The organism is Paraburkholderia sediminicola (assembly GCF_046026855.1).
Classification (GTDB): Bacteria; Pseudomonadota; Gammaproteobacteria; order Burkholderiales; family Burkholderiaceae; genus Paraburkholderia; species Paraburkholderia sediminicola_A.
In genome coordinates this window covers 164,846-184,771 of the sequence record NZ_JAQQET010000004.1, presented here as the reverse complement: position 1 = coordinate 184,771, position 19,926 = coordinate 164,846, and the positions used below count along the sequence as shown (strand labels likewise).

General features: G+C 62.8%; 17 protein-coding genes, 2 tRNA genes and 1 pseudogene. 12 read left to right on the top strand and 8 right to left on the bottom strand.

Annotated elements, in window-relative coordinates; translation table 11 throughout:
• Nucleotides 1–4: 4 nt before the first annotated feature.
• The 3 genes from PQR40_RS06225 to PQR40_RS06215 are packed head-to-tail and all read right to left on the bottom strand — an operon-like array spanning nucleotide 5 to nucleotide 2,092.
• The gene (locus PQR40_RS06225) at nucleotides 5–409 is read right to left on the bottom strand and encodes a Rieske (2Fe-2S) protein (protein WP_408508619.1); all 405 of its coding nucleotides are present in this window, start codon (nucleotides 407–409) and stop codon (nucleotides 5–7) included.
• Nucleotides 406–1,065 carry an HAD-IIIA family hydrolase gene (locus tag PQR40_RS06220; RefSeq protein WP_408508618.1) on the bottom strand — a complete coding sequence of 220 codons (660 nt, stop codon included), beginning with the start codon at nucleotides 1,063–1,065 and terminating at the stop codon, nucleotides 406–408. Before PQR40_RS06220 ends, PQR40_RS06225 begins: the two co-directional genes overlap by 4 nt.
• Nucleotides 1,058–2,092 carry an RluA family pseudouridine synthase gene (locus tag PQR40_RS06215; RefSeq protein WP_408508667.1) on the bottom strand — a complete coding sequence of 345 codons (1,035 nt, stop codon included), beginning with the start codon at nucleotides 2,090–2,092 and terminating at the stop codon, nucleotides 1,058–1,060. The genes PQR40_RS06220 and PQR40_RS06215 overlap by 8 nt, the downstream gene beginning before the upstream one ends.
• A gap of 731 nt (nucleotides 2,093–2,823) precedes the next feature.
• Here PQR40_RS06215 and PQR40_RS06210 point away from each other — a divergent pair.
• The 6 genes from PQR40_RS06210 (at nucleotide 2,824) to PQR40_RS06185 (ending at nucleotide 10,248) form a co-directional block, all read left to right on the top strand.
• Nucleotides 2,824–6,075, top strand: coding sequence for an Rne/Rng family ribonuclease (locus PQR40_RS06210; protein ID WP_408508617.1), 3,252 nt, complete (start codon nucleotides 2,824–2,826; stop codon nucleotides 6,073–6,075).
• Nucleotides 6,076–6,305: 230 nt separating this feature from the next.
• Nucleotides 6,306–7,415: a GTP 3',8-cyclase MoaA gene (gene moaA, locus PQR40_RS06205; RefSeq protein ID WP_408508616.1), complete on the top strand. Its 1,110-nt coding sequence runs from the start codon at nucleotides 6,306–6,308 to the stop codon at nucleotides 7,413–7,415.
• A 13-nt stretch (nucleotides 7,416–7,428) separates the two neighbouring features.
• Entirely contained in the window at nucleotides 7,429–8,043 is a 615-nt protein-coding gene (mobA, locus tag PQR40_RS06200) for a molybdenum cofactor guanylyltransferase MobA (protein ID WP_408508615.1), read from the top strand.
• Between the two features lie 74 nt (nucleotides 8,044–8,117).
• The gene (gene moeA / locus PQR40_RS06195) at nucleotides 8,118–9,419 is read left to right on the top strand and encodes a molybdopterin molybdotransferase MoeA (RefSeq protein WP_408508614.1); all 1,302 of its coding nucleotides are present in this window, start codon (nucleotides 8,118–8,120) and stop codon (nucleotides 9,417–9,419) included.
• 65 nt (nucleotides 9,420–9,484) lie between these two features.
• The gene (locus PQR40_RS06190) at nucleotides 9,485–9,760 is read left to right on the top strand and encodes a hypothetical protein (RefSeq protein WP_064268466.1); all 276 of its coding nucleotides are present in this window, start codon (nucleotides 9,485–9,487) and stop codon (nucleotides 9,758–9,760) included.
• Entirely contained in the window at nucleotides 9,760–10,248 is a 489-nt protein-coding gene (locus PQR40_RS06185) for a GNAT family N-acetyltransferase (RefSeq protein ID WP_408388641.1), read from the top strand. Before PQR40_RS06190 ends, PQR40_RS06185 begins: the two co-directional genes overlap by 1 nt.
• Nucleotides 10,249–10,275: 27 nt before the next feature.
• On the opposite strand, the gene PQR40_RS06180 is transcribed toward PQR40_RS06185, so the two are convergent.
• The 5 genes from PQR40_RS06180 to pncB all read right to left on the bottom strand — a co-directional run bounded on the left by PQR40_RS06180 (nucleotide 10,276) and on the right by pncB (nucleotide 16,300).
• On the bottom strand, nucleotides 10,276–11,724 hold the full coding sequence (locus PQR40_RS06180; RefSeq protein ID WP_408508613.1) for a DNA recombination protein RmuC: 1,449 nt from the start codon (nucleotides 11,722–11,724) through the stop codon (nucleotides 10,276–10,278).
• Complete coding sequence (locus tag PQR40_RS06175) at nucleotides 11,721–12,710, bottom strand: 2-hydroxyacid dehydrogenase (RefSeq protein ID WP_408508612.1); 990 nt, start codon at nucleotides 12,708–12,710, stop codon at nucleotides 11,721–11,723. The genes PQR40_RS06180 and PQR40_RS06175 overlap by 4 nt, the downstream gene beginning before the upstream one ends.
• 65 nt (nucleotides 12,711–12,775) lie before the next feature.
• Entirely contained in the window at nucleotides 12,776–14,203 is a 1,428-nt protein-coding gene (locus PQR40_RS06170) for a sodium:proton antiporter (protein WP_408222248.1), read from the bottom strand.
• 67 nt (nucleotides 14,204–14,270) lie between these two features.
• Nucleotides 14,271–14,933 carry a LutC/YkgG family protein gene (locus tag PQR40_RS06165; protein WP_408333958.1) on the bottom strand — a complete coding sequence of 221 codons (663 nt, stop codon included), beginning with the start codon at nucleotides 14,931–14,933 and terminating at the stop codon, nucleotides 14,271–14,273.
• A 170-nt stretch (nucleotides 14,934–15,103) separates the two neighbouring features.
• Complete coding sequence (gene pncB, locus PQR40_RS06160) at nucleotides 15,104–16,300, bottom strand: nicotinate phosphoribosyltransferase (protein ID WP_408222252.1); 1,197 nt, start codon at nucleotides 16,298–16,300, stop codon at nucleotides 15,104–15,106.
• A 281-nt stretch (nucleotides 16,301–16,581) separates the two neighbouring features.
• On the opposite strand from pncB, the gene fdxA reads away from it, so the two are divergent.
• The 6 genes and pseudogenes from fdxA to PQR40_RS06130 form a co-directional block, all read left to right on the top strand.
• Nucleotides 16,582–16,905, top strand: a complete 324-nt coding sequence (fdxA, locus tag PQR40_RS06155; protein WP_408222254.1) for a ferredoxin FdxA — start codon at nucleotides 16,582–16,584, stop codon at nucleotides 16,903–16,905.
• Nucleotides 16,906–17,032: 127 nt separating this feature from the next.
• A tRNA-Asn gene (locus tag PQR40_RS06150) sits at nucleotides 17,033–17,108 on the top strand.
• A 62-nt stretch (nucleotides 17,109–17,170) separates the two neighbouring features.
• A tRNA-Asn gene (locus tag PQR40_RS06145) sits at nucleotides 17,171–17,246 on the top strand.
• 242 nt (nucleotides 17,247–17,488) lie between these two features.
• Nucleotides 17,489–17,965 (top strand): CreA family protein, encoded by a 477-nt coding sequence (locus tag PQR40_RS06140; RefSeq protein WP_408388634.1) that lies wholly within the window; start codon nucleotides 17,489–17,491, stop codon nucleotides 17,963–17,965.
• 138 nt (nucleotides 17,966–18,103) lie between these two features.
• Nucleotides 18,104–18,931 carry a helix-turn-helix transcriptional regulator gene (locus PQR40_RS06135; RefSeq protein ID WP_408388632.1) on the top strand — a complete coding sequence of 276 codons (828 nt, stop codon included), beginning with the start codon at nucleotides 18,104–18,106 and terminating at the stop codon, nucleotides 18,929–18,931.
• 234 nt (nucleotides 18,932–19,165) lie between these two features.
• Nucleotides 19,166–19,921, top strand: a pseudogene (locus tag PQR40_RS06130) (AzlC family ABC transporter permease); the annotation flags it as partial.
• Nucleotides 19,922–19,926: the final 5 nt, after the last annotated feature.

The window sequence follows — 19,926 nt, the reverse complement described above, 5'->3', positions numbered from 1 at the left end:
AAAATCAGGGCGTGGCCGGGCGCAGTTCGCCGTCGGGCAGCCAGAACACGGCGCGGCCTTCGGGCGTATCCCGCTCGTCAGTCTGGACGGGGCGCAACCGGCCGCCGCGGCACGGACCGCCGACGCATTTGCCCGTATCAGGCGCGTAAATCGCACCATGTGTAGCGCACATCAAGTATAAACCGGACGATTCGAAGAACTGCCCTTCAGCCCAGTCGAGCTCCATTGGCACGTGGGCGCAGCGATTCAAATAGCCGTATGCATGGCCATCATAGCGAACAAAAAAAACCACGACGTCGCCACCGCCGAGCGTGGCCGCGCGCCGCACGCCCGCACCGCCGTCGACCAGTTCTTCCGAAGCGCAAATGCGAACGGCCTGCGCCACCGATTCGGTCGTACCCGTACTCATGCGTTCTCTCGCAGCCAGCCGGACAGATCGTTGATGCTCGACGCAACGAATTTCGGCGACAAAGCCGTCAACGAGCCGGCAGGATGCGCGCCGTATGTGACACCGATGCCCGCAACGCCCGCGTTGATCGCCATTTGCAGATCGTGCGTCGTATCGCCGACCATCACCGTGCGCGCCGGAGCCTGCCCCAGTTCACGCGTCAGCTCGTGCAGCATGGCCGGATGCGGCTTTGAGAAGGTTTCGTCCGCACAGCGGGTGCCGTCGAACAGACTCGTCAGCCGCGATTGATCGAGCGCGCGGTTCAGCCCGACGCGGCTCTTGCCGGTCGCCACCGCCAGCAAATACCCTTGATCGCGCAATTCCTGCAACATCTCGCGCACGCCGGTGAACAGTTCGGTGGTCTGATCCTTCACCAGATAGTGGAAGCGGTAGCGCTCCGCCAGACGCGGGTAGTCGGCCTGATCGAGCGTGGGCGCGGCGATTTGCAGCGCGTCGCGCAGGCCGAGGCCGATCACGTAGCTGGCGGCCTCGTCGGCGGGAACCGGCAGACCGAGATCGCGGCACGCTGCCTGGATACTGCGCGTGATGTGCGCGGTCGAATCCATCAGCGTTCCGTCCCAGTCGAAGACGATCAGATCAAATTGCTCTCTAGCCATGCGGTGTCGTCTCCGGGTTTGACCCACTTCGTGATTCACGTAATTCATTGAGCTGCGCAACGAAACTGCGGCATTCAGCCGGCAGCGGCGCCTCGAACTGCACGGGCGCTCCAGTTGCCGGATGCGTCAGCTTAAGACGGTAAGCGTGCAGGAACATGCGCTTCAGGCCCGGCTTCGCCTTGGCGCGGGCCAGCGCCTTGTTCAGCGCAAAATCGCCGTATTTGGCATCGCCGACGATCGGCAGCTCCAGATGCTGCAGATGGACGCGAATCTGATGCGTGCGACCGGTCTTCAGTTCCGCCTCGAGCAGCGCGTATTCCGGCCAGCGGTCGATCAGATTAAAGACCGTGTGCGACGCGAGACCATCGGCCTGCACACGCACACGCCGTTCGCCGTCCGCGGTCAAATACTTATGCAGCGGCTCCTTGACCGCGCGGCGGCGGCCCCAGTCGCTCGCCCATTCGCCATGGACGCACGCATAGTAGCGCTTATCCATCTTGTTCTCGCGAATCTGCTCGTGCAGATTGACCAGTGCGGTGCGTTTCTTGGCGAGCATCAGGATGCCGGACGTCTCGCGATCCAGCCGATGCACCAATTCGAGGAATTTCGCCTGCGGCCGCGCTTCACGCATCTGTTCGATCACGCCGAACGCAACGCCGCTGCCACCATGGACCGCCACACCGGCCGGTTTGTCGATCACGAGCATGTGCTCGTCTTCAAAAATAATTCTGAAATCGGCGCTCGGCACCGGCGTTTGGGCGATCGCCTCGTTCGGTTGAGCGACGCGAATGGGCGGCACACGCACCAGGTCGCCCAGTTCGAGGCGGTACTGCGCGTCTATCCGGCCCTTATTTACGCGCACCTCCCCGCTCCGCAGGATGCGGTAGATATGGCTTTTGGGCACGCCTTTGCAGACGCGCAAAAGGAAGTTGTCAATGCGCTGTCCGGCCGCACTGTCGTCGATCTCGATCATCGAGACCTGGTCGCTTGCGACCGATTTCTGGGATATTTTGCCTAACTCTTTCATTATGAATATAATTTGCCCAGCAGTCTGCGGCGGCCGGCGCAGTGTCCGGAATTCGGGCGGATTGCGCAGGCGCAAGCGATAAACCGTTATTTTACTTGCGCCGGGGTCTGGTTGCTCACCCTGAAAATGAGATGCAACATGTTGCACGCACGAAGTCAGTGCCCGGCAGGGACGGCGCCCACAGGCGCGTTCGGTCAAGGTCAGCTTCGACGGTAACGGAATTTTGGTAAAAAAGAATTTAACTTTCAGCTTCAGTATCGCGCGGTCAGACACCCTGCTATACGAAGCTGCGAGTTGCGAAAATACGGCGTGCGCCCGAGGCGTCTTGTAGAAAGTACAAGACATGGCGACGTCAAAATGAGGCGAGACACCCCCAGCGAGAAAAGACGCGCCGACTGCGCGAACTTCCCGTTGCGGCATGACCGCAGCCTTCGACCCTCCGGTCACGCGCCCAGTTGGCGCACCGGCGCGAGTGGACAAAAGGCTGATGAAGGTCTGCTGGCAGAACCCGCGGCGTGTCGGGTCATTATTTGAAGCCGTGTTCGCATGTGCCCTGCGGCACCGTGCCCATTTTCAATAGGGCCGGGCCCTCTCAGGCAATTCTCCCGCCATTTTTCCCGCTCCAGCGTGCTTGTGAAAACACAATAAGGCGCGGCATGCCGCTGCCCTCCTGGCTCTCGCGACTGACAACCGCGCAGCTGAGGGCTAGCTAAGCCGCCTGGAGCCGTTCAATGAAACGAATGTTGTTCAACGCGACGCAGCAGGAAGAACTGCGCGTCGCCATCGTCGATGGGCAAAAACTCATCGATATCGACATCGAAACCGCCGGGCGCGAACAGCGCAAAGGCAATATTTACAAGGGCATCATTACCCGCATCGAGCCGTCGCTCGAAGCATGCTTCGTCAACTACGGCGAAGACCGCCACGGCTTTTTGCCGTTCAAGGAAGTCGCCCGCCAGTATTTCCGTGACGGCGTCGATATGCGCTCCGCGCGCATCCAGGACGCCCTCCGTGAAGGCCAGGAACTGATCGTTCAGGTCGAAAAGGAAGAGCGCGGCAACAAGGGCGCAGCCCTTACCACCTTCATCTCGCTCGCCGGCCGGTATCTCGTTTTGATGCCGAACAACCCGCGCGGCGGCGGTGTGTCGCGCCGGATTGAAGGCGACGACCGCCAGGAACTGCGCGAAACCATGGCGCAGCTGCAATTGCCGGAAGGCATGAGCATCATCGCGCGCACGGCCGGTATTGGCCGCAGCGCCGAAGAGCTGCAGTGGGACCTGAACTACCTGATGCAACTGTGGCGCGCCATCGAAGCCGCGTCGCAAAGCGGTTCGAGCGGCCAGCCGATGCTGATTTATCTCGAATCCAGCCTGGTGATCCGCGCGATTCGCGACTATTTCCAGCCGGATATCGGCGAAATCCTGATCGACACCACCGAAATCCATGACCAGGCCCGCGCCTTCATGGATATCGTGATGCCGGACAATGTCAGCAAGGTGAAGCGGTATCACGACGACGTGCCGCTGTTCTCGCGCTTCCAGATCGAACACCAGATCGAAACCGCGTACTCGCGCACAGTGCCGTTGCCTTCGGGCGGCGCCATCGTGATCGACCACACGGAAGCCCTGGTCGCGATCGACGTGAACTCGGCGCGCGCCACCAAGGGCGCCGACATCGAGGAAACGGCTGCACGCACTAACCTCGAAGCCGCCGACGAAGTGGCCCGCCAGTTGCGCCTGCGCGACCTGGGCGGCCTGATCGTGATCGACTTCATCGACATGGAATCGGCCAAGAGCCAGCGTGAAGTCGAGCAACGCCTGAAAGACGCTTTGAAGCACGACCGTGCCCGCGTCCAGATGGGCAAGATCTCGCGCTTCGGCCTGATGGAACTGTCGCGTCAACGTCTGCGTCCGGCTTTGTCGGAAGGCAGCCATGTGACGTGCCCGCGCTGTAACGGCACGGGCCACATCCGCGATACCGAATCGTCCGCGCTGCAAGTGCTGCGGATCATTCAGGAAGAAGCGATGAAGGAAAACACCGCGGCGATCCATTGCCAGGTACCGGTCGAAGTGACCGCCTTCCTGTTGAACGAAAAGCGCGCGGAAATCAACAAGATCGAATCGCGTTTCAAGGTCAACGTCGTTCTGATCCCGAACAAGCACCTCGATACGCCGCACTACAAGCTCGAGCGCCTGCGTCACGACGATGCGCGCCTCGACGAGCCGCGCGCTTCGTGGAAGATGGCCGAAGAAGCAGCCCGCGAACTGGAATCGGAAACCGGTTACAGCAAGCGCGCCGAAGAAGTAAAGCCGAAGCAGGAAGCCGCGGTCAAGGGCATCACGCCTGAGAAGCCGGCCCCGAGCGCGCCGGTCCGTCCGGCGGCAACCCCGGCTCCGGTGGCAGTCACACCGGCCGGCGGCGGCTTTATCGGCTGGTTGAAGAATCTGTTCGGCGTGCAGCCGGCCGCACCGGCGCCTGCCGCACCGGCTACGACCGACAAGCAGACGCGTCCGCGCGGCGAACGCACGGAGCGCGGTGAGCGCACCGGCGAACGCGGCGGCGATCGCAACCGCAATCGCCGTGGCGGTGCTGGCGGCCGTGATGCAGCGGGCCGTGCAGAAGGCACGACCGGCGGCCGTCAGGCTCAAGGTCAGCAGCCGTCGCAGCGTCGCGAGGAACGCGAACCGCGTGAAGGCCGTGAAGCACGCGAAGGTCGTGAGCCGCGCGAAGCACGTGAATCGCGCGAGCCGCGTGGCACTCGTGAACCGCGTGAGGCCCGCGAAGGCCGCGAGGCTCGTGAGCCGCGTGAAGGTCGCGAAAACCGTGACCGCGACCGTGCGGAAACCGTCGAGGGCGCACCGCGCGCCGAACGCGGCGAACGCCGTGAACGTGGCGAGCGCACTGAACGCGGCGAACGCCGCAAGCAGCAGCCGGAAGCGGCAGATGCACTGACACAGAACGACGCGCAAACCGCGGAAGAACTGGCGCAAAACCAGACCGCCCTAGGCGAAAACGGTGCGCCGGTCGATCAGGAAGCGGTTGCGCGTGAAGGTGAAGAGCGCCGTCGTCGCCGTCGCGGCCGTCGTGGTGGCCGTCGTGAGCGTGAAGAGGACGTGAACGGCAACCTGGCTGCGGACGTCGCGGAAGCTGAAGGCGACAACGCCAATGTGACCGACGAAGCACCGGTGCGCGCCGCGCATCAACCGTTTGAGCACAAGGCCGACGTCAACGAAACGAACGACGTTAAGCCGGTAGAAGTGGTTGTCGCAGCTGTCGCGACGCAAACCGCTGTGGTCAGCGAACTGCATGCTGCAACCGAAACGCCGGCTCTGGCCGTCGAGAAGGCTGTGACGACGGAAACGGTTGTGCCGGTCGCAGAAGCGCCGGTGGCATCGGTTGCGGTCGAACAGGCAGTGGAAGCGCCGGTGGCGCATGTCGCTGCCGCGCCGGTCGAAGCTGTACCGGCAGCCCGTGAAACCGTTTCGCTCGTCGAGCCGGTCGCTCACGCTGAAGCAGCCGCAGTCGAAGCTCGGGTTGAAGCCCCCGCTGAAGCGCGAGTCGAAACGCCAGCAGTTGCTCCGGTCGTTGAAGCGCAAGCCGTACCGGCTCCGGTAGAAACCGCAGCACCGGCGGCAGTGGTCGAAGCACCGGCTACCCAGCCGGCGCCGCAAGCCGAGATCGTCGAACCGCAACCCGTCGTTGCAGCGGCCGCTCCGGCCGTTGAGGCAGCAGTCGAGCCGACGCCCGTTGCAGCTGCGCCGCAGGCACCGCGTAACGGCGGTGTATCGGCCGAAGCCCTGAAGCCTGTGCTGGAACAAGCCGGCCTCGTCTGGGTGAACACGGACGCCGACAAGCTGCGGGCGGCACAGGACGCTGCTGCACAAGCGGCCAAGCCGGTTCGCGTGGGTCGCGAGCGTAAAGCGTTGGCGCCGGTCGAAACCGCGCCAATGCAAATGGTGGAAACCGGTAAGCACCCGCAGTAAGCGAACCGCCGCCTCGCAAAAAGCCCGCCCTCACCGGCGGGCTTTTTGCTTTATGGAAGCCACCACGCCCGCCTGATCGAATGCTTTATGCCACTCCCCGTATACCCCGACAGCGGCGGGGGCCAGCAGCCGCCGGGTGCATTTCCGCTAGAATGAAGATCTGGATTCCCGTCGCAGCACCAATCGTGGCGCCTAAGCAGCCCAAAACGCAGCATCAAGCGAAGTAATTCATGTCCCGACGCATCATCCCTGTTGCCGATCTCAGCGCAGTGCCGGTCATTTCCGGCCCCGTGCAGGCGCCCAGTGGCGTGCTGCACGACACGCTGGTGCGCCCGCTGCGCGATCTGCGCATCTCGGTGACGGATCGCTGCAATTTTCGCTGCGTCTACTGCATGCCACGCGCGGTATTCGACAAGGAATACGCGTTCTTGCCGCATAGCGCACTGCTCAGCTTCGAAGAAATCGAACGGCTCGCGCGGCTCTTCGTCGCACATGGCGTCGAAAAAATCCGTCTTACGGGTGGCGAGCCGCTACTACGCAAAAATCTGGAATTCCTGATCGAACGGCTCGCGCGACTCGCGACACCGGAAGGCCGCCCACTCGACCTGACGCTAACCACCAACGGCTCGCTGCTGGAGCGCAAAGCGCGCAGCCTGAAAGATGCCGGCCTGACCCGCGTGACGGTAAGTCTCGACGCGCTCGACGACACCCTGTTTCGCCGCATGAACGACGCCGACTTCGCCGTCGCCGACGTGCTGGACGGAATCGCCGCGGCGCACGCGGTGGGGCTCGCGCCGGTGAAGGTCAATATGGTCGTCAAGCGCGGCACCAACGACAGCGAAATCGGGCCAATGGCGCGTCATTTCAAAGACACGGGCACGGTGCTGCGCTTTATTGAGTACATGGACGTGGGCACGTCTAACGGCTGGAACATGACCGAAGTGCTGCCTTCCGCCGACGTCGTGACGCGCATCGCCGAGCATTTCCCGCTCGTCCCGCTCGAAGCGCACAGCGCAGCCGAAACCGCCCAGCGCTGGGGTTACGCGGATGGCAGCGGCGAGATCGGCGTGATTTCGAGCGTGACACGCGCGTTTTGCGGCAGTTGTACGCGTGCACGCCTGTCGACCGAGGGCAAGCTGTACCTGTGCCTGTTCGCGTCGTCCGGTCACGATCTGCGCGCGTTGCTGCGCAACGGTGCGAGCGACGCCGATATTGCCACCGCCGTCGCCGAAATCTGGCAAAACCGCAACGACCGCTATTCGCAATTGCGCGGCAGCAGCGCAGCCGCGCCGCGCGAGCAGGATGGCCGCCGCGTGGAAATGTCGTACATCGGCGGCTAAAGCAGCCGAGCCCATGAACCCCACACGCGAACACATCACCGGTCTGGTCCTCGCGGGCGGACGCGGCATGCGTATGGGCGGCGTCGATAAGGGGCTGCAAACGCTGCACGGCGAGCCGCTCGCCTCCCACGTGCTGAAGCGGCTCGCGCCGCAAACCAGCGCCCTGCTGATCAGCGCGAATCGTCACCCCGACGTCTACACTGCACTCGGCGCGCCGTTCGGCGCCAGGGTGCTTGCCGATACCCTGCCCGGCTTTCCCGGCCCGCTGGCAGGCCTGCTCGCCGGGTTGCGCGCGGCCGGCACCGCGTACGTACTGAGCGCGCCCTGCGACACACCCGGACTGCCCGTCGAACTCGCTGCCCTGCTCACGCAGGCACTCAGTTCGAATCAGGCCGACATCGCCACCGTCACGACCGCCGACGCCGCAGGCCACGTCTCGCTCCACCCTGTGTTCGCGTTGCTCCGCACGAGTCTCGCAGACGACCTGGCGGCCTTTCTGGAAGCCGGTGAGCGCAAGGTCCGCGCGTGGTACGCGCGCCACAAGACAGTCGAAGTCGCCTTTACCGACGAGCGCGCGTTTTACAATATCAATTCGTTACAAGAACTCGCCGACCTCGAGCGTTGCTGAGGCCCCGGTTGAAATCCCGCTCCGGCCGCACGGCAGCAGCCGCGCCCGCCCCCGGTCGCGACGACCAGCCCTTCATGACCACGCTTAACGAATTTTCCCGCTGCGTCGCGCAGTACGATCCTCAAGCGCTACCTGTTTCGGCCGCCCAGGCGATCGTCCGCCAATGGGCAACGCCCGTCACGGCGGTCGAGCGCGTGCCCTTGCGCGATGCGCTCGGCCGCGTGCTGGCGGCCGACATCGTCTCGCCGATCGACGTCCCTTCGCACGACAACTCGGCCATGGACGGCTACGCGTTCAATCGCGCGGCGTTGGCAACGAATGAGTCTGCGGTCGATTTGACGATCGTCGGCAAAGCGCTGGCCGGTCATCCGTTTGCGGGCCGCGTGGACACGGCGCAATGCGTACGCGTCATGACGGGCGCCTGCATGCCGACTGACTGCGACACCGTCGTGCCCCAGGAGCTTGTCGAGAGCAGCGCCGATTCTGTGTCCATCCGCTTTGCGGCCAACGCCGTGCGGGCGGGCGCCAACCGGCGTCTGACTGGCGAAGACCTCGCACGCGGCCATGCTGCGCTCCGTGCCGGCCGCATCATGCGCGCGTCAGACCTCGGTTTGCTGGCTTCGCTCGGCATTGGCGAAGTCAACGTGCGGCGGCGACTGCGCGTCGCATTTTTCTCTACTGGCGACGAATTGCGCTCGCTCGGCGAGCCACTCGACCCAGGTTCGGTGTACGACAGCAATCGCTACACGCTGTTTGCGATGCTCCGGCGCCTGAACATGGATACGCTCGATCTCGGTGTGGTGCGCGACGAACCCGCCGCGCTCGAAGCCGCGTTGCGCAGTGCCGCAGCCAGCGCCGACGTGGTGTTGACGTCAGGCGGGGTCTCGGTCGGCGAGGCGGATTTCACCAAGCAATTGCTGCAGACGTTCGGCGACGTCGCTTTCTGGAATCTCGCGATGCGCCCAGGACGGCCGCTCGCTTTTGGCCGGGTCTGGTCCGGCGACCATTCGGGTCTCGGGCTGCCCGCGCTATTCTTCGGCTTGCCGGGCAATCCCGTGGCCGTGATGGTGACGTTCTACCAGATCGTGCGCGACGCGCTGCTGCTGATGTCCGGCGCAACACCGCAGGCTTTGCCGGTCTTTCGCGCCGCCAGCCGCCAGATCATCCGCAAACGCGCCGGGCGCACCGAGTACCAACGTGGCGTCGCCGAGCAGAATGCGCACGGCCAATGGCATGTCACGCCAACCGGCTCGCAAGGTTCCGGCGTGCTAAGTTCGATGAGCGAAGCCAATTGTTTCATCGTTCTCGGGCACGATGAAGCCGATATTGCCGAGGGCGAGCACGTCGACATCATGCTGTTCGACGGTCTCATCTGACGCCTGGCTGAACGCTTCCGTTGCGGTTTTACCCATTACCACTACGACACACGGGTTTGACTCACATGAAAAAACAGATCTCGTTCATTGCACCGGGACAGACGGCCAAAGCGCTTATCCTCGTGTACCTGACGTTCTCGGTGCCGATCGTGCTGCTCGGCGTACTGGTGGCGTTCATCCGCTATGGCTCGGTTGAACTGAGCACGGTGTTCAGCGCGCTGCTGCTGAACGCGATTCTCGGCTTCATCCTGCTATGGATTGCATGCCACGCATACAACTGGGTCGCGTCGCGCTTTGGCGGTATCGAAATCCACCTGACCGACGCGCCGGAAGAAGCGTAATGACCGCAACGATCCGCGCTGCGACGCCCGCGGATACGGGCGCAATCTTCGCCTTAACGTACGAGCTGGCCGAATTCGAAAGCCTCACGCACGTCTTCGTCGCGACCGAAGACGGCTTGCATGACGCCCTGTTCGGCACGCGGCCTTCGATCGAAGCGCTGGTGGCGGAAAGTGAAGGACGCATCATCGGCTATGCGCTGTTCTTCCACAATTATTCGAGCTTCGTCGGCAAGCGCGGGCTGTATCTCGAAGATGTCTACGTGCAACCGAGCCAACGCGGCGGCGGTCTAGGCACAGCGTTGATCGCCCGGCTGGCGGCACTGGCAGTCGAGCGGCAATGCGGACGCTTTGAATGGACCGTGCTTGACTGGAACAAGCAGGCCATTAACTTCTACGAAAAGATGGGCGCGACGGTGATGCCGGATTGGCGTGTCGTGCGCCTGACGGGCGAAGCGCTTGAACGACTGGCCGCCGGAGCCGCTTTCTGAGTTTGAGCCGTCCCTCGATATCCGGCATTACTGCTCATCGAGATCCACGCCCGTTAGCGCATCGCCGAGCAACCCGCTCGCTTCTTCACCTGGCAATGCCTCGACGTCGCGCAACTTGCGGTTCATGACGCGAGTGCGTGTTTCCGCGGCTTCGATCGAACGCGTGACGGTTTCAAGCTGTGCCTTGGTCTTTGCCAGCACGTCGCCGAATTTGCCGAACTCCGTTTTAACCGCGCCGAGCACTTGCCATACCTCGCTCGACCGCTTTTCGATCGCAAGCGTGCGGAATCCCATCTGCAAACTATTAAGCAAGGCGGTAAGCGTGGTCGGGCCGGCAATCGTCACGCGGTAGTCGCGTTGCAGCAGATCTGTCAGGCCCGGCCGACGCAGAACTTCCGCGTACAGGCCTTCGGTCGGCAGGAACAGCAGCGCGAAATCGGTCGTGTGCGGCGGCGACACATACTTCTCGGCAATCGTACGCGCCTCGGCGCGTATCCGCGCTTCGAGCGCGCGCGACGCCTCCTCCACCGCAACGGGATCGGCACGCTCCTGAGCCTCGATCAGCCGCTCGTAGTCTTCGCGCGGGAATTTGGCGTCGATGGGTAACCAGACCGGCGTGGCAGGAGCACCTGCCTCCGCACGGCCCGGCAGTTTGATCGCGAATTCGACGCGATCGGCGCTCTTCGGCACGGTCGCGACGTTCTTCGCGTATTGATCCGCGGTAAGCAACTGTTCGAGCAACGCTTCGAGCTGCACTTCACCCCATGTGCCGCGCGTTTTGACATTGGTCAGGACCTTCTTCAGATCGCCGACGCCCGCAGCCAGCGTCTGCATCTCACCGAGACCGCGATGCACCTGCTCCAGCCGGTCGGACACCAGCTTGAACGATTCGCCCAGGCGTTGTTCGAGCGTGGCGTGCAATTTTTCATCGACGGTGCGGCGCATCTCTTCGAGCTTGGCCGAGTTGTTCGCCTCGATGTCTTTCAGTCGCTGTTCGATGGTTGCACGCACTTCGGCGAAGCGGCGATCGTTCGCCTCGGTAAGTTGGCCCAGTTGCAAGGTCAGCGTTTCGCCGAACTGCTTGAGCGTGCGCGCTTGCTCATCGCGCGCCTGCTGCGCCTGCTGCTGCAGGCTGTGACGCACCGCGTCGAGTTGCTGGGCGAAGCCGTCGATCTTGCCGCCCTGCACTGTCGTCATACTGCTGAATTGCGATGCCAGTGTTTGCTGAAAGTGCGCGAATCCACTGCTCTGCTCGGTACGCGACACGCGCGCCGTTTCGGTGATGTCATTGCGCAATTGCCGCTCGAGCCGCTCATAAGCATGCGACTGCGCATCTGCCGCTGCGTCGATACGCTCGCCGAGAATCTCGAACTGCCCGCTTTCGTCGGCACGGCTACGGCCGCGCATCAGCAAAGCCAACGCGATGACCAAGGCGACCGCCAGCACGGCAACGGCCGCCACCAGAATCATTGTCATGAACGCGCCTTGCCGATGACCTCGGGGTTGATCGGATTCGGTGGCCGCCCGGCACGTGGACCCTCACCCAGCGCTGCGATCAGATTGTCCGCAGCGAGGTTCGCCATGGCCCGGCGCGTTGCTTCGGTCGCGCTGGCGATATGCGGCGTCAGCACGACATTCGGCACGGTCAGCAGAGCCGGATTCAGATTCGGCTCACCTTCGTAGACATCCAGGCCCGCTGCGGCGATCTGTTTCGTGCGTAGCGCTTCGACCAGCGCCGCATCGTCGACGATGCCGCCGCGTGCGATGTTGGTGAGCGTTGCGCTCGGCTTCATTTGCGCGAGTTCGGCCGCGCCGATCGTGTGATGATTTTCCTTCGTGTACGGCAAAACGAGCACCACGTGATCGGCGCGTTGCAGCAGTTCCTGCTTCGACACGTATTGCGCGTTCAACTCCGCCTCGATTTCCGGCGCGACGCGCGAACGGTTGTGATAGATCACCTGCATGTTGAAGCCCTTCGCGCGACGCGCCAGCGCCTGCCCGATCCGGCCCATGCCGATCACGCCAAGCGTCGAGCCATACAGGTCGGTGCCAAGAAAGCCGTCATAGGTCCACTTCTGCCATTTGCCCGCGCGCAGCCAGTGCTCCGACTCGGCGATGCGGCGTGCCGCGGCCATCATCAGCGCCCAGCCGAAATCGGCGGTCGATTCGTTCAGCACGTCCGGCGTATTGGTACCGAGCACATTCGCCGCGTTGAACGCGGCCATGTCGAAGTTGTTGTAGCCCACCGCCATGTTCGACACCACGCGCAGACGCGGCGCCGCTGCGAGCACGGCCGCGCCGACCGGATCGCCCGCAGTCAACGCGCCGTCTTTATCCGCGAGACGGCGCGTCAATTCGGCGACGGGCAATACGTCGCCCTGATGCCAGTCGACGTCGAAATACTGTTTGAGCCGTTCGATCACATCGGGAAAGATCGGACGGGCGACGAGGATCTTCTGCATTGCAATTCTCCGAATAGCGCGTCGAGTTCAATTGCCTCGGCGTCAAGAAAACATGAAATCAGGCGTCAGAAAAACAGCCAGCCGGTGACGAGAAACAACGGAATCAGCACGACAATCGACCAGCCCAGATACGCGAAAAAGCTCGGCATGCGAATGCCGCGCGATTCCGCGATCGCTTTCACCATGAAGTTCGGCGCGTTGCCGATATACGTATTGGCGCCCATGAACACCGCCCCGGCCGAGATCGCTGCAAGCGTGCTGGCGCCGGTGGTCATCAGCGTCTGTGCGTCGCCGCCGGCGAGGTTGAAGAACACCAGATAGGTCGGCGCATTGTCGAGAAACGACGATAGCAGGCCGGTCGCCCAGAAGTACATCAGGTCGTGTGGCTGGCCGGCCGGATTGACCAGATGGACGATGCCGGCGAACGCGCCCGCTTCGCCGGCACGCAGGATCGTGATGACCGGCGCGATCGTCACGAAGATGCCGGCGAACAGTTTGGCGACCTCTTCGATCGGCGCCCAGTTGAAGTCGTTGCCCGCGCGTGCCGCACGCGGCGTCAACGCCAGAGAGAGCAAGGTGACGCCGATCAGCGCAATATCGCGCGCAGCATTCTGCAACGCGACGTGCGTACCGAAAACATCGAATACGACGTCCGACTTCCATAGTCCGCTCATCAAAACCAGCGCAATCACGGCAACGAGAAGCACGAAGTTAATCTTGCCCTCGATGCCCAGCGGCGGCGAATCCGGTGTCGGATCGAGAAAGCGCGAGCGCTCTTCTTCACGCCGATGAAAATAATATGAGTCCAGTGCATAGAACGCGACCAGCAGGACGACGCAGACGAACAGCATCGGCAACGCCAGATGCGTGGTGGTCCAGAAAAAACTGACGCCCTGGAGAAAACCGAGAAAGAGTGGCGGGTCGCCGAGCGGCGACAACGAGCCACCCGCGTTCGCTACCAGAAAGATGAAGAACACCACCACATGCACGACGTGCTTGCGGTTGTCGTTGGCGCGCAGCAATGGGCGGATCAGCAGCATCGCCGCGCCAGTCGTACCCATGATGCTGGCCAATAAGGTACCCAGTGCGAGAATCGCAGTATTCAGGCGCGGCGTGCCGTGCAGATTGCCGCGCACGCAGATGCCGCCCGCAACCGTATAGAGCGCCGTCAGCAACACGATGAACGGAATGTATTCTTCGAGCACCGCATGTACCAGCGTACCGAATGCGACACCCGTGCCGAAGGTAAGCGCAAACGGCACCAGGAACAGGAGCGCCCACGCTGCCGCGATCTTGCCGAAATGGTGATGCCAGAATGCCGGCGCGACCAAAGGAAACACCGCGATCGACAACAGCACGCCCGCAAACGGCAAGCCCCAAAGCGCCGACAAAGTCGCGCCGTCGAGCGTAGCCGCCGACGCCAGTTGAGGCCACCCTGCCAGCGTCAGTGCAGCGGCCAGCACCATGCTCGACCCTACGGCATGTCGTTTCATATTTTTGAAGTCCTTGTTATCGCAGGCGGCCGTGCGCGCCGCGAAGAGGCACCGACGCTCGCCGCGCTCAGGCACCACGTACGACGATCACATGCACCCGATAAGGCCCATGTGCGCCCAGCACAATAGTCTGCTCGATATCCCCGGTGCGCGACGGCCCCGAGACAAAATTGACCGCACGCGGAAGTTCACCGCGTTCGCTGCGGATCAGCCCGAACGCCTCTTCATGTCCTGAGACGATGCGCGAAGCCGGCACGATCGCAATGTGCGTTTCCGGCAACAAACCTGCCGATGCATAAGTTTCCGGCCCGGACAGCAGAACGAGCGTGCCGGTCTCCGCGGTCGCGCAAAAGCAGCCGGTGAGACCGACCACGTCGCCGTCTTCAGGCTTGCGAAATTCAACGTTGAGCCCGGCTTCGGCCCATTGCAGATCTTGCAGGGTTTGCCACGCGATCGCCCGCAGCGGCAAAGCGTGTTCGGTGAGGTAGCGATGCGCGGCGGAAGGCACCTCGCTCAGTGCCTCGACCGTATCGACCGTGGTTGCCATTTTCTGCGCTTCTTCGATGAAACGCGTGATCAGATCGGCCGGCATCTCCGGACGCGGACCTTGAGGATGGCGCGCCAGATAATCCGCAGCCGCCTCGCGCTCGGAAGCGGACGGCTCAGGCTCGCGCCCCTGCGCCGCGCGGATGCGCGCCAGGATGTTACGGCGGGCAATCGATGTGTCCATATGCGAAATCCTCGTGTCGACAGCCGTGCGATGTGACGAGGATTATACCGGCCACCCTGGGCTCGAACACCCTGGCCGAACGGCCTAGGGCGCCGTATCGGCCACGCGGTGAGCGCTGTTGCCGTAAGGTGCCGGCATATGAATCGCACACGAGCCGCACAGGCGCCACATTACTTCGCGGCGCTTTCCTCGGGCTGCGCAATGCCGAACACCTGACGCAGATACGCGAGATAGGCCTTGTCTTCGCACATGTTCTTGCCTGGCGAATCCGACAGCTTCGCCACCGGCTGACCGTTGCAGCGAACCATCTTGATGACGATCTGCAACGGGTTGTAGCCCAGGTCGTTGGTCAGATTGGTTCCTACGCCGAATGCCAGCTTGCAGCGGCCGCGGAAACGCTCGTACAGTTGCAACACCTTCGGAATGTCGAGCGCGTCGGAAAACACGAGGATCTTGGTACGCGGGTCGCAGCGGTTCGCCTCGTAGTGCTTGAGCAGGCGCTCGCCCCAGTCGAACGGATCGCCGGAATCGTGGCGTGCGCCGTCGAACAGCTTGCAGAAGTACATATCGAAGTCGCGCAGGAATGCCTCCATACCGTACACGTCCGACAGTGCAATACCCAGGTCGCCGCGATACTCCTTCGCCCACATTTCGAAACCGAAAATCTGCGAATCGCGCAGCCGCGGACCGAGCGCCTGACACGCCTGCAGGTATTCATGCGCCATCGTGCCAAGCGGCGTGAGGCTGTGCTTCATCGCGTAAAAGACGTTGCTGGTGCCGGCGAATTGCTCGCCAAGACCGTCTTTCAGCTTGAGGATCACTTCTTCGTGCCATTGCTTCGAGAAGCGGCGGCGCGTGCCGTAGTCGGCGATCTTGCAGTCGGCGAATTCCGGGCGCGCGCCCAGCAGCTTGATCTTCTCGACGAGGCGGCCGCGCCCTTCGCTGTAATCAGGCTTTTGCTGGGTATTGCGGAAGTAGACCTCGTTGACGATCGCGAGCATCGGGATCTCGAACAGGATCGTATGCAGCCACGGCCCCTTGATCTCGATATCGATTTCGCCGTTACCCTTCGGCGACGGTTCGATCGAAATGTATTTCTCGTTCAGATGGAACAGCGCGAGAAACTCGATGAAGTCGCCCTTGATGAAGCGCATGCGCCGCAGGTAGTCGAGTTCGTCGTCGGTGAAGCGCAGATCACACAGCTTGCGCACTTCATCGCGAATTTCGCTGATGTACGGCACGAGGTCGACATTCGGCGTGCGGCAGCGAAACCGGTACTCGACATTCGCCGCGGGAAAGTGATGCAACACCACTTGCATCATCGTGAACTTGTACAGATCGGTGTCGAGCAGCGAAGTAATAATCATGATGGCGCGAACTGGACTGCAGGAAAAACGGAAGGCTTGGCTCGACCAAACGCGTCAACCCATGCGCGTGCGGCGCGCCCCGTGTGCGCCGACCTGATGTATGTTACCCGAATGCGCCCGGATTCAGCGCGCCGGCGGGCGGCTCTCTCCGGACGCCATAAACTAATCACGAAAACGTATAAAAGGCATTGCCCGATGGCGTATGCGCCTCTTGACGTTACGTTACAATACCGCTTTTGGCGTTTTCGCCTCCCCTGATTCCGCATGCAGGAGCTGCCTGAATGACTCACGTTGTGACCGAAAGCTGCATCAAGTGCCGCTATACCGACTGCGTCGATGTGTGCCCGGTGGACTGCTTTCGCGAAGGTCCCAACTTCCTCGCGATCGACCCCGATGAATGCATCGACTGCGCCGTGTGCGTGGCCGAGTGCCCGGTGAATGCCATTTATGCCGAAGAAGACGTGCCGGGCGACCAGCAGCACTTCACCGAGCTGAATGCCGATCTGGCGAAGAACTGGCCGAGCATCACCAAGACCAAGGCGCCGCTGCCGGAAGCCGACGAATTCAAGGACGTGAAGGACAAGCTGGCTCTGCTCGCGCGCTGAGCTGAGCTGAGCGGAGCGGCCCGTCACCTGCCTTGCCGAATCCGGCGCTAATCGAGATGAACACAGGGTATTGACAGAGGCTTAAGCTGCTTCTACAATTTCGCTTCTCTGCTGTTTGTTGTTCTGTTCCTCGATAGCTCAGTTGGTAGAGCGCCGGACTGTTAATCCGTAGGTCCCTGGTTCGAGCCCAGGTCGAGGAGCCAAGAATTTCAAAAGCCCGTTAACCAATACGGGCTTTTTTATGTAGATCAAGTTGTACTGCTGTTCCTCGATAGCTCAGTTGGTAGAGCGCCGGACTGTTAATCCGTAGGTCCCTGGTTCGAGCCCAGGTCGAGGAGCCAAAAAATTTAGAAGGCCCGCATTTGTGCGGGCCTTTTTGTTTTGGCCTGGCGTTTTGGCCTGGCCTGTTTCAAGGCCGGATCAGGTGGTCTGAGTCGGGGGCAACCGCCTGTTCCGGCCGGAAGGTAGCGCATGACCTGGGGCATTTGCACTGGCCCTCTGGCGGACACGCCGTTATACGATGGTGTTTTACCGGCGCAACTCTTTCGCGCGTCCAATCCAAACACTTATTCCCGGCTGCCTCATGAAATCGACCTTGTTGCGCATCACGCTCGCAATCACTACCGCCCTGCTGCTGCCTTCGGCACACAGCGAAGAAGTCGGCAGCGTCAATACCAACTTCCGCGTCACGGGCTCTGACCGCGTGGTCGTCGAAGCCTATGACGATCCGTTGGTCCAGGGTGTGACCTGCTACGTGTCGCGGGCGCGCACCGGCGGCGTCAAGGGCACGCTCGGCATCGCCGAAGATCCGACCGAAGCGTCGATTGCTTGCCGCCAGGTCGGCGCGATCCATTTCACGGGGCCAGTGAAACAGCAGGCCGACGTGTTCTCCGTGAGCATGTCGCTTATCTTCAAATCGCTGCATGTCGTGCGCGTGGTCGATGCGAAGCGCAACACACTGGTCTACATGACATACAGCGACCGGGTCGTCAGCGGCAGCGCGAAAAACAGCGTAAGCGCCGTGCCGATGCCGGCCGGCACGACGATCCCGGTCAAGTGATCGCCGTTCGATGGCAAACCCGCTGCGCAAGAAGCACCGGCCATGAGTAACGGCAGCGGCAGCCGCTGCGGCGCGCTACACTAATCAGTCACGCCGGATCGCCGGATCGCCGGACCGCCGAAACGTCACACTTTCACCATGACAGCCCATCGCTTCCAGGATTCCGCCCGCTACTGGCGCACGCCGCTTTTGCCCGGCGCGGACCTGCTCACGGCCGAATACCACGATCACGAGTTCACGCCGCATTGGCATGACGCGTACACGATTCCGGTGATCGTCGCGGGCGCTGAGGGTTATCGGTATCGCGGCTCGGACTATGTCGCCGAGGCAGGCAGTGTACCGATCATCAACCCCGGCGAGTTGCACACGGGGTCCAAGGCCGTCGAAGCAGGCTGGCGGTATCGCGTGATGTACGCGCCCGTGGCGTTCATCCACGAGCTTGCCAGCGAGATCGCCGGCAAGCCGCAAGCGTTGCCGTGCTTCGCGCCCGGCGTGATCCGCGACCCCGATCTGGCGCGGCGACTGGCGCGCGCGCACTGTCTGCTGGAGGCCGGCGACGATCCGCTCGCCGCAGAGGCCGCGATGCTCGACGCGCTGTCCACCTTGCTGGTCCGCTACTCGCAAACGCAGCCGGAAGCGTCGCGCCTCGCCGCCGACGACGCCCGCGTCGCGACAATGCAGGAGCGCTTGACGGGCGACCTCGCCGAAGCTGTCACGCTGGCCGAAGTCGCCCGGGCAGCGGGCCTGTCGCCTTTTCACGCCGCCCGCCTTTTCAATCAGGCCACCGGCCTGCCGCCGCACGCGTGGCGCAACCAGGTGCGTCTGCAACGCTCGCTTGCACCGTTGCGTGCGGGTGTCTCCGTGACGGATGTCGCCGCAGCCAGCGGTTTCACGGACCAAAGTCATTTCACGCGTCATTTCCGGCGCATGTTCGGCGTGCCGCCGGGACGCTGGCAAGGCAGCTGAGGCAACGCTCGCAACCGCCGCAGAGCGCTTGCCGCCGACTATTCACCCTCTGCGCCAGTGACGCGCGATCGACTGCGCAGCCAGGCCACCCAGAAGCCGCCTACCCTATTTGCGCGCTATAACCAGGTTTGCTCAACCTGCGTCTACCCGCCCCCCGTCCGCGCGACCCACCGCAAGAACGTACAAGCCCCGCCCACCGCCACTCGCTATGCTTCCCGAATCAAGGAGGCAAGATTGACCCATTCCAACCCCGGCCAGCCCGCAAGCCCAGGCCACTTAAAAGAATTGACCGCCGGCGCGCGCGACATCTTCCCGATGATGGTCGGCGCGGCGCCCTTCGGCGTGATCTTCGGCACCCTGGTTGCCTCCGGCCCGCTGCATCTATGGCACGGGCAACTGATGTCGCTCGTCGTGTTCGCCGGTTCCGCACAATTCATTGCGCTCGGCCTGATCGCCGGCCACGCGAGTTTTGCGGTGATCTGGGCGACCACGCTCGTCGTCAACCTGCGTCACGTGCTGTACAGCGCGACGCTCGCGCCACATGTCGCGCATCTGTCGGCACGCTGGCGCTGGGCGCTCGGCGCACTGCTCACCGACGAAGTCTTCGCGGTCGCATGGGAGCACTACCGGCATCGAGAACCCGGCACGGTCGGCCCGCATTACTTCTTCGGCGCAGGTCTGGCCATGTACCTGAACTGGCAGATCTGGACCGTCGCCGGCCTGCTGTTTGGCGCGGCCTTTCCGGGTCTGCAGTCGCTCGGGCTCGATTTCGCGATGGTCGCGACCTTCATTGCGATCGTCGTCCCGCAGCTCGTCGCGCTGCGCTATATCGCGGCGGCCGTCACCGCAGGCACGCTGGCCTTTTTCTGGCAGGCGTGGCCGTACAGGCTCGGCCTGCTCGGCGCCGTGTTTGCGGGCGTCGCCATCGGTGTATTGCTATCGGTGCCGCGATTTGGCCGAGGCACGCGGGGTAATCGCGAAACACCGCGCGCAAC